Source organism: Paenibacillus sp. UNC499MF, assembly GCF_900107975.1.
Lineage (GTDB): Bacteria > Bacillota > Bacilli > Paenibacillales > NBRC-103111 > Paenibacillus_F.
This window is the reverse complement of sequence record NZ_FNVF01000010.1, coordinates 41,307-54,636: the sequence shown is the minus strand read 5'-3', so window position 1 is coordinate 54,636 and position 13,330 is coordinate 41,307. Positions and strand designations below refer to the sequence as shown.

Below are 13,330 nucleotides of genomic sequence, written 5' to 3'. Positions count from 1 at the left end.
ACGGGGAACGGGCCGGAAGCGGCCCGTTGTTCCGTTGAAATCGAAGGAGGCAGCAGCCGTGTCGAAATTATGGGGCGGCCGGTTTACGAAGCAAACCGACCAATTAGTAGAAGAATACACAGCTTCCATCACGTTCGATAAAGAACTGGCGGAAGAAGACATCCAGGGCAGTCTGGCTCATGTGACCATGCTCGGCCAGTGCGGCATCCTTCCTCAAGAGGATGTCGAAACGATCAAGGACGGGCTTAACCGCGTACTGGGCATGATCCGTCGCGGCGAGCTGGAATACACGATCGCCAACGAAGACATTCATATGAATATCGAGAAAACGCTGATTGATGAGATCGGGCCGGTAGGCGGCAAGCTGCACACGGGCCGCAGCCGTAACGATCAAGTGGCGACCGACATGCACCTCTATCTGCGCGGGCGCGTGGTGGAATTCGTCAGCCTGCTCCAGAAGCTGCAAGAGGCACTGCTGACTCAGGCCAAGGCTAACCTGGATACAATCGTGCCGGGATACACGCATCTACAGCGTGCGCAGCCGATTTTATTCGCCCATCATCTGATGGCTTACGTGTCGATGTTCCAGCGTGATATCGAGCGCCTTCAGGACAGCTACAAGCGGATCAACGTCCTGCCGCTGGGCGCAGGCGCGCTTGCGGGAACCACGTTCCCGATCGACCGTCATTTCGTGGCGGAACAGCTCGGCTTCGAAGGAGTGTATGAGAACAGTCTGGACGCGGTCAGCGATCGTGATTTTATTCTGGAGTTCCTGGCCAATGCTTCGTTCATCATGATGCACCTGTCCCGTTTCTGCGAGGAGCTGGTGATGTGGTCCAGCACCGAATTCAATTTCGTGGAACTGGACGATGCGTTCTGTACGGGCAGCTCTATCATGCCGCAGAAGAAAAACCCGGATGTGGCCGAGCTTGTCCGCGGTAAAACCGGCCGCGTGTACGGCAACCTGTTCGGTCTCATGACCGTTCTCAAAGCGCTTCCGCTGGCTTATAACAAGGACATGCAGGAAGACAAAGAAGGCATGCTGGACACGGTCCGCACCCTTCAAGGCGCCCTGCAGCTTTTCGCACCGATGATTTCCACGATGAAAGTGAACAAAGCCCGCATGCGCCAGGCGGTGAATCAGGATTTCTCCAACGCCACGGACATTGCGGACTATCTCGTTAACAAAGGATTGCCGTTCCGCCAAGCTCACGAAGTGATCGGCAAGACGGTTCTCTACTGCATTCAAGAGGGTAAATTCCTGCTTGATCTGTCCATGGAAGAGTTCAACAAGTTCTCTGAACTGTTCGGTGACGACATTTACGAGGTGCTTCAGCCGGAGCAGGTGGTTAATGCCCGCAACGTATACGGAGGCACGGCCAGCAGCCAGGTAGAGGGAGCTATTTCGCGTGCGGAGAAGGCGCTGGAAGTAACTGTAAGCTGGGTTGACAGCAAGATCGATAAAAGTAAATAATGGGGAAATAACCGAAAGGCTCATGAAATTCATGCGTTTGGCCGTTGTGCCGCGCACGGGTTATTCAGGGCCTTTCCTGTTTCGCCCTGTCCCTCCTTAGCCGGGTGGACAGGTTGCCCTGCAGGCGCTAAGGTGTCTTGCCGTTCCGGGTGACTCCGTCTTCAATGACGTTCTTTTGCGGAGGAGCGGGTTCTGCCGGCGGCTTGAGTACGCCCGTATTCGAGGCGACGACTCTCGCTTGCGGAGTATAGCGGTCTCTGGAAATTTTTTCACGGGAGATTTCTCTGCCGCCCTGCTTTTTTATCCGGTAGGTATCGACCACAAACCCTTGTTTGCCGGGACTTAGCTCCACCTGTTCACCGGTTTTTAAACCGGGGTTGTGCACATATTTAACGGGCGGTTGAATGGTCTCGACGTTATTCGACATAATTTCATACGTCGTATCCGAGGGAATGCTCCCGAATAGTTTAATAGTCAGCGCCGTATCCGACATTTGCGTTCGGATAAGGAGGTGGGCTTTTGTGTCGTTTCGGAAGCGAAAATTGATGAAACCTGTCGAAAAGGTGGCATCTTGCCCCAGAGGGGCGTAGCTGATCGGCAGAGAGTGATTTCTTCGTTCGACAATCTCCAGACCGGCCCGCAGAACAGCATTGTAGAGCGTGGTGGAAACTTGGCAAATTCCGCCCCCTACACCGGGAACGAGCTTTCCGTTAAGAATAACGGGAGCTTCCCGGAAGCCGAATTTAATGCCGGTCTGTTCAATAATAGGGGCGTAATCGAATATTTCGCCCGGCTTCAGGATTACTTCATGGAGCGTCGCTGCGGTCGAACGCACGTTATGCTTGCGTCCCGGCGACGATTGGTTAAGCGGAGTCGAAAACTGCGTGAGAAGCCGGTCCACATGCTGGTCCCGCAGCATTTTTTCCGTCACCTCGGGCTGCTGCAGCCGAAAAGGAACTTGTATGGAAAGCGGATTCTCCGCCCGTTTCGGATCTATGTGCCGGATCTGCCGCTCTATGTCCGCCTTCAAGCCCGGAGCGTCAATGCGGAGGACGGGTTGTCCCGCTTTATACTCCACGCGGTCATCGGGCGTAACGATACGTTGGGCGGATACGGGCTGTACCGCATAAAGTTCCGGCCACAGGATTTGCAGCTTCTTGTCGAGCCGGTCCGTTTCTATGGACAAGCCGATTTTCGCCTCATGATGGCGTAATTTCCAGCGGCTGCGCGCGCGATCCAGCAGATTTCCTTCCGTAAGTTCGCGGAGGAGGTCCTGAAGCTCGCGGTCGTCTACACGCAGTCCCAGATCCTGAAGCTTCTGAGAACGGGAGGGGACCTCCTTCCGGTCGGAAACAAGCTGTACGGAAACGGAATTCAGAAGCGCGACCTGGCGGCTCAACTGCTGAGGAAAATCGGCGTAAGCCATTCCGCCAACCTTCCATCCCGATACGGAGAATTGCTCCGGAAAAGCCGGACGCGAGCCGTAAAGGGCGATGGTGCCAAGTCCTATGAGGGCCGCCAGCGGCAGGACGATGGCAATTGTCGTTAGCACACGCTTAACTGGCTTCATAAGTAAACTCCTTCGAAGAATTTGGCGCACTGACACTTTGGACTCAAGTTGAACTTGAACATTCAGACGGATGCCTGTTCTACATGTCTATGGATTCATCGGACAAATATGCCTGAGTCGAAAAGAGGGCAAACCCCAACAAAATTCGCGTCCGTTGTGAAAAGATGTTGAATATTCCCTTTTTTAAAAGGAATTTTAAGATGGCTGTCGAACTTGTATGAGCTAGGATCAATCCGCCGTTAACAGGAAGTGATGATTTTGATCGAAATGCAGGATGTCTGGAAAACGTATCCGAACGGAACTCATGCGCTGCGGGGGATCGACGTCAAGGTCGACCGCAACGAATTCGTTTATATTGTCGGGCCCTCCGGCGCCGGTAAATCTACTTTTATGAAGATGATCTATCGGGAGGAAAGACCTACAAAAGGGCAAATATTCGTGAACGGGTTTAACATCGAGAAGCTTAAACAGCGGAAAATCCCCTATGTGCGCCGCAACATCGGCGTTATTTTTCAGGATTACCGGCTGCTGCCGAAGATGACCGTCTATGAAAATATTTCTTTCGCGATGGAAGTTATCGAGGCGCCGAAGAAGCTGATCAAAAAGCGCACGATGGAAGTGCTCGATCTCGTGCACTTGAAGGATAAGGCCAATTCTTTCCCGGGACAGCTCTCGGGCGGAGAGCAGCAGAGGATTGCAATTGCCCGGGCAATAGTGAACAACCCGGCCGTGATTGTCGCCGATGAGCCGACAGGAAACCTGGACCCCGAAACCTCATGGGGAATCATGAAGCTTCTGGAAGAAATCAATTTCCGTGGAACGACGATCATGATGGCGACCCACAACAAAGAAATCGTCAACACGATGCGCAAGCGCGTTATCGCTATCGAGAACGGGATTATCGCCCGTGACGAGCTGCGAGGTGAGTACGGCTATGAAGAGTAGAACAATGGCCCGCCATCTGCGGGAAGGCTTTCGCAATATCATTCGCAACGGATGGATGACCTTCGCGTCGATCAGTTCCATCACCATTTCGCTTTTTATACTTGGCTTATTCCTGCTGCTGTCATTAAACGTGAATTACGTGGCAGATCAAATAGAAAAGCAAGTCGAAATCCGCGTATACATGGATTTGAATATCACCGAAGAGCAGACGAACCAGCTGAAACAGGAGCTGAACGCTCTGCCGGAAGTTCAGAAGGTTACTTTCGTCTCGAAGGAGCAGGGGCTTGAAGATCTCCGAAACCGGCTGGGGGAAGAAGGCAAGGGTTTCCTGGACGGTTTCGAAGGCGACGAGAACCCGCTGCCTCCCGCTTTTAAAGTAGAGGTTAAAGACCCCCGGCAAGTGGCGGGAGTTGCAGATAAAATCAATGGGCTTAACGAAGGCAAGGAACCGAAGCCGATCGGCAGCGTCAAGTACGGCCAGGGCACGGTTGAGAACATGTTCAAAATCACGCAAATCGTCCGCAACGTCGGACTCGTTCTTGTAGCTCTGCTCGCTTTTACATCCGTATTTCTGATTGCCAACACCATCAAGCTCACCATTGTCGCCAGACGCAGAGAGATCTCGATCATGAAGCTGGTGGGCGCAACGAACGCTTTTATCCGCTGGCCGTTCTTTATCGAAGGCGCGCTGCTTGGAATCGGCGGTTCCGCCATACCGGTGGCCGTGCTCCTGTACGGATACAACAAGCTGGTGGATTCGAGCAAGTCGGACCTGAGTATGGTCTTTATCAAATTAAAGCCTTTTGCCGAAGTCAGTTATGTCATTGCCGGACTGCTGTTGTGCCTTGGTTTCCTTATCGGAATTTGGGGCAGCATCATCTCCGTGCGCAAGTTTCTCAAAGTGTAGACGTGAATGGGCGCATGCACAATGTGTAAGAGGAGGATCAACACTTGAAGAAAAGACTCATGCCTTTAGTGGTTGCACTCGGAATCTCGACAACATTGCTGCCGTATGCGGTGGCCAACGGGGCTTCCAACTCGGCCAAAATCGATCAGGAAATTTCGAATATGAAAAAAATGAAGTCCGCTGCCGAACAGAAGGCGAAGGACGTTCAAAATCAGCTTACACAGGTTCAGCAGGAAAAACAGGAAACCGCCAAGGATATCGAAACCTTGATGGATCAGCTCGACAGCGCGACAGCCAAGCTTTCCGGCTTGAACGTGCAGATCGAGAACACGACCGAGGATCTCGAAGAGAATGCCAAGCAGCTGGACGAAGCGGAGAAGCGGGTTGAAACCCGGGACGAGCTTTTGAAGAAGCGCATGCGCATTATGTATGAGAACGGTTCGGTGTCTTATCTGGAAGTCGTTCTGAACTCTACCAGCTTCTCGGACTTTATCGACCGGATGTCCGCACTGAAATCTATCGTGGGCCAGGATAAAGAGATCCTGGAAGCGAACAAGAAAGACCGCGCGCTTGTAGCCGAAAAGAAACAGCAGATCGAGAAGCAGCTGGCTTATGTAAAAAACCTGTACGCGCAGACGGAGGATCTTAAACAGGATCTCCTCGTCAAGGAAAAAGCAAAAGAAGTAAAAATCGCGTCCCTGTCCGCCGAGCAGCAGCACCTGGAGGAAATTAGCAGCGACCAGGAACAGGCGATTATGGAATATGCGAGGAAAGAATCCCAGCTTCAAGCGAAGAAAGCGGCCGATGCTAAGGCTGCAGCGGCTGCCGCTGCGGCTGCGGCGGCAGCGAAGAACTCTTCTTCGTTCGGAAGCTCGGGCAGCGGCGGTGGCGGTGGCCCGGCAGCAGGTTCCGGCGGCAGCATGGGGTATCCGCTTCCGAAGAGAGTCTCGCTGTCTTCCGGTTACGGAGGCCGCGTAGATCCGATCAACGGTTCGTTCGCCGGTCATACGGGAATTGATATGCCTTCTCCGCAAGGCACCGATATTTACGCCGCGGAATCCGGCACCGTACTGGTTGCTTCCGAGTGGAGCGGCTACGGCAACTGTGTCATTATCGACCACGGGGGCGGCGTTTGGACCCTCTACGGACATATACGTAACGGAGGCATTAAGGTTTCCAAAGGACAATCCGTAAAACGCGGAGAGAAAATCGCGGAGGTCGGTTCCACGGGAAGATCAACCGGGAATCACTTGCATTTCGAAGTCCGGATCAATTCGAAACCGGTCAATCCGTCCAGCTATATCGGCTATTAATGTTTTCGGCGACTGGCACTCATAAATTGGAAGAGCTTGTCATACACTAGCAAGAGCAGCTCATAAGGGTGCAAGTACAAAGGTGGTGAACGGCAGTGCAATTCAAAGGGCGTACGGTGATCGCATTCGTTCTGCTGGGGATGTTCGCAAGCAGCATTCTGACGCTGACCTTTACGGGCAGAAATCTGCTGCCCCTCGGGAGCAATTCCGTCGGAGCTTCGGCAACCGCAGGAAGTTCGGGACTCAGCAGTCAGGACGTCGGCAAAATTGCAAAGACGTACCAACTGATCGAGAACAAGTATTTGAACAAGGTCGATCACGACAAAATTATGAACGGCGCCATCAACGGAATGCTGGAGTCGCTTGAAGACCCGTATACCGTCTACATGGATTCCAATGAAGCGAAGCAGTTCAGCGAAAGCATCAATTCCTCGTTCGAGGGAATCGGAGCCGAGGTTACGTCGGAGGACGGCAAAATCAAGGTGGTATCCCCGATCAAAGGGTCCCCGGCCGAAAAAGCCGGAATTATGGCCAACGATGTAATCGTATCCGTTAACGGCGAAAAATTGGACGGGCTGACCGTTAATCAAGCGGTCGTCAAAATCCGCGGACAGAAGGGCACCCAGGCCAAACTGGAGATTTTACGCCAAGGTTCGACGGATTCGGTTCAAGTGATTGTAGTCCGTGACGAAATCGACATTGAGACGGTTTTCGGCGAAATGCTCGAAGGCGGTATCGGCAAAATCGAAATCCGCCAGTTTTCGGCAAACACCGCGGAACATTTCCAGGAAGAGCTGAAAAAGCTGGAGACGCAGGGAATGAAAGGACTCGTGATCGATGTCCGGAACGATCCGGGAGGGCTTCTCAACGTTGTGATAGATATTGTCGAACCGTTTGTACCGAAGGGCAAACCGATCGTTCAGATCGAAAACCGGGAAGGCAAACGGGAAGCGACGACATCCAAGGACGGCAGCAAGAAATATCCGGTTGTCGTGCTCACGAATAAGGGAAGCGCCAGCGCTTCCGAGATTCTGGCCGGTGCTTTCAAAGAGGCGGTCGGCAGCAAGACCGTCGGCGAGACTACGTTTGGCAAAGGCACCGTACAGGAAACGTATGTCAAGGAAATGGGAGACGGCAGCAATATCAAAATGACCGTCTACAAGTGGCTGACCCCGGATGGCAACTGGATTCACAAGAAGGGGATCGAACCGGATATCGCGGTCGAGCAGCCGGCATTCTTCAAAGCGTCGATTCTGTCCAAGAAAGATACCTTGAAGCCGGACAGCAACAGCGACGATGTGAAAAACCTGCAGCTGATGCTGACCGGCGTAGGGTATGAGCCGGGCCGGACAGACGGCTACTACAGCAGCAAAACGGCGGATGCCGTCAAGGCGTTCCAGAAGAGCAGCGGCCTGCCTGTAACCGGCAATGTGGATTCGGCAACCGCCAAGAAGCTGGAAAGCGCCGTTCTGGAAGCCGTTAAGCTTCCGAAGAACGACAACCAGCTGAAAGCGGCCGTTAAGGAGCTGCAAACCCAGCTTTCGAAATAAGAGAAGGACGGCAGGATTTTACGCGCTTGGCGCGGGTCCCGCCGTCCTCTTCTTTTTGCCAATTGCGTGGGGACGGAAGGAAATGAAGGGGGCGGGTCGAATGTATATACTGAGTCGGACCTTCGGATTTTTGTACAAAAAAGAAGCGTGTTTCGAGCCTCGAGGGAGTGAGTTATGGACATTATTGCGGATATTGCCGGACGTTTCTTGATGGCGTTCGGCCGGTTATGGCTGAACCCTTTTACGTATATCGGACTTCTTCTCGTCCTTCTGCAGTACCGGAAACAAATTCAATTCGAGCGAAAATTGTTTGCCACCCGCCTTCATTCCCTGATCGGAGAAACGTGGCGGACTTATTTATGGGGATGGGTCGCCGGTCTCGGCGTGTCGGTCGTCATGATGTTTGTAGGCGTCTCCCTGCAGGCCGATACGATTTTGCTGCTCTGGGGCCTGTCCGTCGTGATGATTCTCATTCGCATCCGGTTTCTGTGCCTGGCGTATTCGGTGGGACTTCTCGGTATTTTGCAAGTAGTGCTGGCGAGCCTTCCCGAGCCTTCCGGAGACGGTTTCTGGAGCAGTTTGGCCGGTGTCGTAAGGAATGCGGACGTTCCGTCCCTGCTGGCTCTGGTGGCCGTTCTCCATGCGGCGGAGGCCTTGCTGATCCGTTCACAGGGAGCGCGGATGGCGAGTCCTATGTTCTATGAAGGCAAGCGGGGCAAGATCGTCGGAGGTTACCAGCTCCAGGGATTCTGGCCGGTACCGCTTTTCCTCGCGGTTCCGGTTCAAGCGGGGACGGGAGCGGTTGATTTTCCTTGGTCGCCGCTGTTTACCGGCGATGCGCTGATGGCGGGCTGGAGCCTGCTCGCCTTCCCCGCCATGATCGGTTTTACGGAGCTGACGATGACCCGGCTTCCGGAGCAGAAGGTGAGACGCAGCTCCGTTATGCTGCTGGTCTACGCAGCGGTGCTCTTCCTCGCCGCGCTGCTGGCGCAGGTCTGGAGTCCGTTCACCGTTGTCGCCGCCGTGCTGGGCATTGTGCTGCACGAAGCGGTGATCTGGTACGGACGATGGGAAGAGGCGCAGCGCAGCCCGTGCTTTATCAACCAGCCCCGCGGGCTGAAGATTCTGGCGGTGGTGCCCGGCAGTCCCGCCGCCGAGCTGGGGCTGAAACCCGGAGAGCTTGTGCACAAAGTAAACGGCGTCCGGGTTCACAGCAAAACCGAGCTGCACCAGGCAATCCAGGTGAGCTCGGCGTACTGTAAGCTGGAGATCGTCAACATGGAAGGCGAGATCCGTTTTCATAAACGTGCCGTCTTCGCGGGCGAGCATCATCAGCTGGGCATCGTCATCTGCCCGGACCAGGATGCCGTTTATTACGTGGAGGTCCGGCAGCTTCCTCTGCTGACGTATTTTACGAGAAAGCTGACCGGACTGTTGACGAAATCATCGGAAGAAACATTTTAGGGAACGGGCGGAGCGTATTCTTCGGCCGGCAGTTCTCTAAAGCAAATAAAAAAACCTCGACGTCACCTTTAGGGTGAACGTCGAGGTTTTTTTGCGTCAGCGGGTAAGCGTGGCGGGCTTGCCCCGCTTCCGGCTAAAGGAACCTCAATTTAGTTGGTTATGACGGGAGCCGCTTCCGCGACCGCTGCCGGCGGCGCTTCTTTCTGTGGCTGCTGCTGCTGCTCGTCATTTTGGAATTCTCTCAGCACGACGATCTCCACGCGCCGGTTCTTGGCGCGGTTCTCTTCGCTCGTGTTAGGCATTTTGGGAACCGTATCCGCATAAGCCGTCGCCATCAAATGATCATCGCTCAGCTTAGCCGTATTTGTGAAATACCGGAGCACGGAAAGCGACCTCGCAAACGAGAGTCCCCAGTTATCTTTGTAAGCCGATCCGGATGAAATCGGAATATTGTCGGTGTGCCCTTCGATACTGACCCGGTTGCTCAGCGTAGGAAGAAGAGTAGCGAGCTTTTCGAGAACGGGATAAGCGGCCGGTTTGAGGTCGGCTTTGCCCAGATCGAACAGGAACAGGTCGTTCAGCGTAATGGCGATGCCTCTCGGTGTATCCGATGCGGATACTTTGGCTTCCAGGTTGTTATCTTTGATATACGCCTGGATGGCTTGGAGCATGTCCTTGAGCTGCTGCTCCTTCTTGGCTGCTTCCTCTGAGGAGGTTTCCTTCTTAGGCTTGGTTCCGTCGCTCGCCGTAGGGATAATCGTGCCGGAAATGCCGCTGCCTTGAGGCAGCAGGGATTCGTTTTTCATAAATTGCGAATTCAGGGCCTTGGCCATAGTCTCGTATTTGTTCATATCGACTTTGCTCATCGCGTACATCACGATAAAAAACACCAGGAGCAGCGTAATCAAGTCGGAATAAGTAATCAGCCAGCGCTCGTGGTTAACGTGTTCTTCTTGTTTCTTACCTCTCTTCCGCAAGGACGGCACCCGCCTCTCCGCTGCTCTGCTTATCGGCATTCTTCTCGTGAACGAAGGAGGCCAGCTTTTTGCGGATCAGCTGAGGGTTCTCACCGGCCTGGAGAGCCAGAATGCCTTCCAGCATCAGTTCCATTTCGGAAATTTGTTCTTTGCCGCGCAACTTGATCTTGTTGCCGATCGGCAGATAGACCACGTTGGCGAACATAACCCCGTACAGGGTGGCGGAGAATGCGACCGCGATGGCTGGGCCGAGTGTGGATGGATCGGACAAGTTGCCGAGTACGTGAATAAGCCCGAGCACCGTTCCGATAATTCCCATAGTCGGGGAGTAGCCGCCTGCCGCTTCGAACATTTTGGACATGCCGTCGTTGCGGTGTTCGATCGAGTCCATTTCAAGCTCGAGAATTTGCCGGGTAAGCTCCGGATCCGTTCCGTCCACGACCATCATAAGCCCGTCTCTCAGAAAAGGATTGGGATGTTCCTGGGCTCTCTGTTCCAAAGCGAGCACGCCTTCGCGGCGGGCGATAGAAGCCATGTCAACGATTTCGTCGATGGTGGCTGTCGTGTCTCTCTGGGTTTGCTTGAATGCGATTCCGAGCGCTTTCGGAATTTTTTTGAGTGTTGCTACCGGGAAGCTCACCGCCACAGCACCGAAGGTGCCTCCGAAGACGATCAGCATGGCACTCGGGACGAGGAGCGAGGTCAAATGACCGCCGTCCCACATGTATCCTCCGATTAGCGCCCCCAGGCCGAGTATAAGCCCTAACAATGTTGCCAAATCCACAATTGACCACCTCTAAAATCGAAATATGTTCATGATGCAGACCAGGCTGCCGCCTAAAATAAGGGAATGAAAATGCGTTTGAATATTTGCAACCGGCTCATAAAAAGAGTATAATTATACGGGAACACATATTCTTATTTCCGGCAGCCCGAATATCTCCGTTGTAGGTAAGTATATATGTTCTATATCGGAGCAAGACGGGTAAAAGTTTATAGGTATTAAGACAGGCATGCGGGGTGCAAGCCGCCGCGTGCTTTTAAATTTGACTACCTGACGGTGGGTGATATATTTTGAGTGAAATAATCAAGAGCACGAACAAGTTTGAACTCGTATCGGATTTTTCTCCTCAGGGAGACCAGCCTGTTGCGATCCAGGAACTCGTCAAAAGCATACAGAACGGAAATAGGCATCAGACGCTTCTGGGCGCCACAGGTACGGGGAAGACGTTTACGGCGGCTCAGGTCATTGCCCAGTTAAACCGTCCGACTCTCATCATTGCGCACAATAAGACGCTGGCGGCCCAGCTTTGCAGCGAGTTTCAGGAGTTTTTTCCGAACAACGCCGTGTCTTATTTCGTCAGCTACTACGATTACTATCAGCCGGAGGCTTATATAGCTTCTTCGGATACGTATATAGAGAAAGACTCCAGCATAAACGAAGAGATCGATAAGCTCCGCCACTCGGCGACGAGTTCATTGTTTGAGCGCAGAGACGTTATTATCATAGCGAGCGTGTCTTGTATCTACGGCCTCGGTTCGCCTGCCGAATACGGCTCGCTGCTGCTGTCGCTGCGCACGGGCATGGAGAAGTCCCGCAATGAGATTCTCCACCGGCTGGTGGACATCCAGTATCAGCGCAACGATATGAACTTCGTGCGCGGCACGTTCCGCGTACGCGGCGATGTCATTGAGATTTTTCCGGCCTCCCGAAGTGAACAGGCCGTGCGCGTGGAACTGTTCGGGGACGAGATCGAGCGGATTACCGAAATCGACGTGCTTACGGGTGAGATTCTGGGCGAACGCGATCATATCGCCATTTTCCCGGCATCTCACTTCGTAACGAAAGAAGATACGATGAAGCGTGCGCTGGTGAACATCGAGCGCGAGCTTGAGGAACGGCTTGAGGAACTGCGCAGCAAGGGCAAGCTGCTCGAAGCGCAGAGACTGGAGCAGAGAACGCGGTATGACATCGAAATGATGGCGGAGATGGGCTTCTGCTCCGGGATTGAGAATTATTCCGGTCCGCTGACGTTCCGCGAGCGCGGGGCGACGCCTTACACGCTTCTCGATTATTTCCCGGACGACATGCTGGTGATGGTCGACGAGTCCCACGTGACGCTGCCCCAGATCCGTGCGATGTACAATGGGGACCGGGCGCGCAAAGAAGTGCTGGTCGAGCACGGATTCCGTCTGCCTTCCGCGCTGGATAACCGTCCTCTGCAGTTTGAGGAGTTCGAACGCAAGGTAAACCAGATCGTTTATATCTCGGCGACGCCGGGGCCATACGAGCTGGAGCATTGCCCGGAGATGGTCCAGCAGATTATCCGTCCGACCGGATTGCTTGATCCAATCATTGAAGTGAGGCCGACCAAAGGCCAGATCGACGATTTGATCGGCGAGATTCAAGACCGGATCGCCAAGGACGAGCGGGTTCTCGTGACGACCCTCACGAAGAAGATGTCCGAGGATCTGACGGACTACTTCAAGGAAATCGGCATCAAGGTACGTTATCTGCACTCCGATATCAAGACTCTGGAGAGGATGCAAATCCTCCGCGACCTGCGGCTAGGTACCTTCCACGTTCTTGTCGGAATCAACCTGCTCAGAGAGGGGCTTGATTTGCCGGAAGTTTCGCTGGTAGCTATTCTGGATGCCGACAAAGAAGGCTTCCTCCGCGCGGAACGTTCGCTGATCCAGACGATCGGCCGGGCGGCCCGGAATGCGGACGGACGCGTTATTATGTACGGCGATAAAATTACGGATTCCATGGATAAGGCGATTAAGGAAACCGAACGCCGCCGGACCATACAGGAAGCCTACAATAAAGAGCACGGAATTACCCCGCAAACCATTGCCAAGAAGATTCGCGACGTAATCGAGGCGACGAAGGTCGCCGAGGAGAAGACGGAATATCTGGCAGAAGTGAAGACCGGCAAGATGTCCAAGAAAGATCGCGCCGCGGTAATCGAACGTCTCGAGGCGGAGATGAAAGATGCGGCGAAAAATTTGCAGTTTGAAAGAGCTGCGGAATTGCGCGATGCTCTTCTTGAACTGAAAGCGGAAGGTTAAGATAGCAGTTCCGCAGCACAGACAGGCAGGAGAACAGTAAGGGATCCTGCCTGTCTGT

At 53.7% G+C, this 13,330-nt stretch carries 10 protein-coding genes; 7 read left to right on the top strand and 3 right to left on the bottom strand.

The window, feature by feature from the left end; translation table 11 throughout:
• Window positions 1-58 precede the first annotated feature (58 nt).
• Window positions 59-1,474 (top strand): argininosuccinate lyase, encoded by a 1,416-nt coding sequence (argH, locus tag C4S74_RS18955; protein WP_103996857.1) that lies wholly within the window; start codon window positions 59-61, stop codon window positions 1,472-1,474.
• Between the two features lie 127 nt (window positions 1,475-1,601).
• Here argH and C4S74_RS18950 read toward each other — a convergent pair whose 3' ends face one another.
• Window positions 1,602-3,044, bottom strand: coding sequence for a VanW family protein (locus tag C4S74_RS18950; RefSeq protein ID WP_103996856.1), 1,443 nt, complete (start codon window positions 3,042-3,044; stop codon window positions 1,602-1,604).
• Window positions 3,045-3,302: 258 nt separating this feature from the next.
• On the opposite strand from C4S74_RS18950, the gene ftsE reads away from it, so the two are divergent.
• The 5 genes from ftsE to C4S74_RS18925 all read left to right on the top strand — a co-directional run bounded on the left by ftsE (window position 3,303) and on the right by C4S74_RS18925 (window position 9,223).
• On the top strand, window positions 3,303-3,989 hold the full coding sequence (gene ftsE / locus C4S74_RS18945) for a cell division ATP-binding protein FtsE (RefSeq protein WP_103996855.1): 687 nt from the start codon (window positions 3,303-3,305) through the stop codon (window positions 3,987-3,989).
• Entirely contained in the window at window positions 3,979-4,896 is a 918-nt protein-coding gene (gene ftsX / locus C4S74_RS18940; protein WP_103996854.1) for a permease-like cell division protein FtsX, read from the top strand. The genes ftsE and ftsX overlap by 11 nt, the downstream gene beginning before the upstream one ends.
• A gap of 44 nt (window positions 4,897-4,940) precedes the next feature.
• Window positions 4,941-6,209 carry a murein hydrolase activator EnvC gene (locus C4S74_RS18935; RefSeq protein ID WP_103996853.1) on the top strand — a complete coding sequence of 423 codons (1,269 nt, stop codon included), beginning with the start codon at window positions 4,941-4,943 and terminating at the stop codon, window positions 6,207-6,209.
• A gap of 95 nt (window positions 6,210-6,304) precedes the next feature.
• A complete protein-coding gene (locus tag C4S74_RS18930; RefSeq protein ID WP_103996852.1) occupies window positions 6,305-7,759 on the top strand; it encodes a S41 family peptidase in 1,455 nt (484 codons plus the stop codon).
• 174 nt (window positions 7,760-7,933) lie between these two features.
• Window positions 7,934-9,223 carry a PDZ domain-containing protein gene (locus C4S74_RS18925; protein ID WP_103996851.1) on the top strand — a complete coding sequence of 430 codons (1,290 nt, stop codon included), beginning with the start codon at window positions 7,934-7,936 and terminating at the stop codon, window positions 9,221-9,223.
• A gap of 149 nt (window positions 9,224-9,372) precedes the next feature.
• Here C4S74_RS18925 and C4S74_RS18920 read toward each other — a convergent pair whose 3' ends face one another.
• Both C4S74_RS18920 and C4S74_RS18915 read right to left on the bottom strand, forming a co-directional pair.
• Window positions 9,373-10,200, bottom strand: coding sequence for a flagellar motor protein MotB (locus C4S74_RS18920; protein ID WP_103996850.1), 828 nt, complete (start codon window positions 10,198-10,200; stop codon window positions 9,373-9,375).
• Window positions 10,184-10,984 carry a flagellar motor protein gene (locus C4S74_RS18915; RefSeq protein ID WP_009676980.1) on the bottom strand — a complete coding sequence of 267 codons (801 nt, stop codon included), beginning with the start codon at window positions 10,982-10,984 and terminating at the stop codon, window positions 10,184-10,186. The genes C4S74_RS18920 and C4S74_RS18915 overlap by 17 nt, the downstream gene beginning before the upstream one ends.
• A 290-nt stretch (window positions 10,985-11,274) precedes the next feature.
• Here C4S74_RS18915 and uvrB point away from each other — a divergent pair, with 290 nt between their 5' ends.
• Window positions 11,275-13,272 (top strand): excinuclease ABC subunit UvrB, encoded by a 1,998-nt coding sequence (uvrB, locus tag C4S74_RS18910; protein ID WP_103996849.1) that lies wholly within the window; start codon window positions 11,275-11,277, stop codon window positions 13,270-13,272.
• The last annotated feature ends 58 nt before the right edge of the window (window positions 13,273-13,330 follow it).

What these genes read in the sequence shown, in the direction of transcription:
- ftsX (WP_103996854.1), top strand. Translation starts at nt 3,979, where the DNA reads ATGAAGAGTAGAACAATGGCCCGCCATCTGCGGGAAGGCTTTCGCAAT.
- C4S74_RS18950 (WP_103996856.1), bottom strand. Translation starts at nt 3,044, where the DNA reads ATGAAGCCAGTTAAGCGTGTGCTAACGACAATTGCCATCGTCCTGCCG.
- C4S74_RS18925 (WP_103996851.1), top strand. Translation starts at nt 7,934, where the DNA reads ATGGACATTATTGCGGATATTGCCGGACGTTTCTTGATGGCGTTCGGC.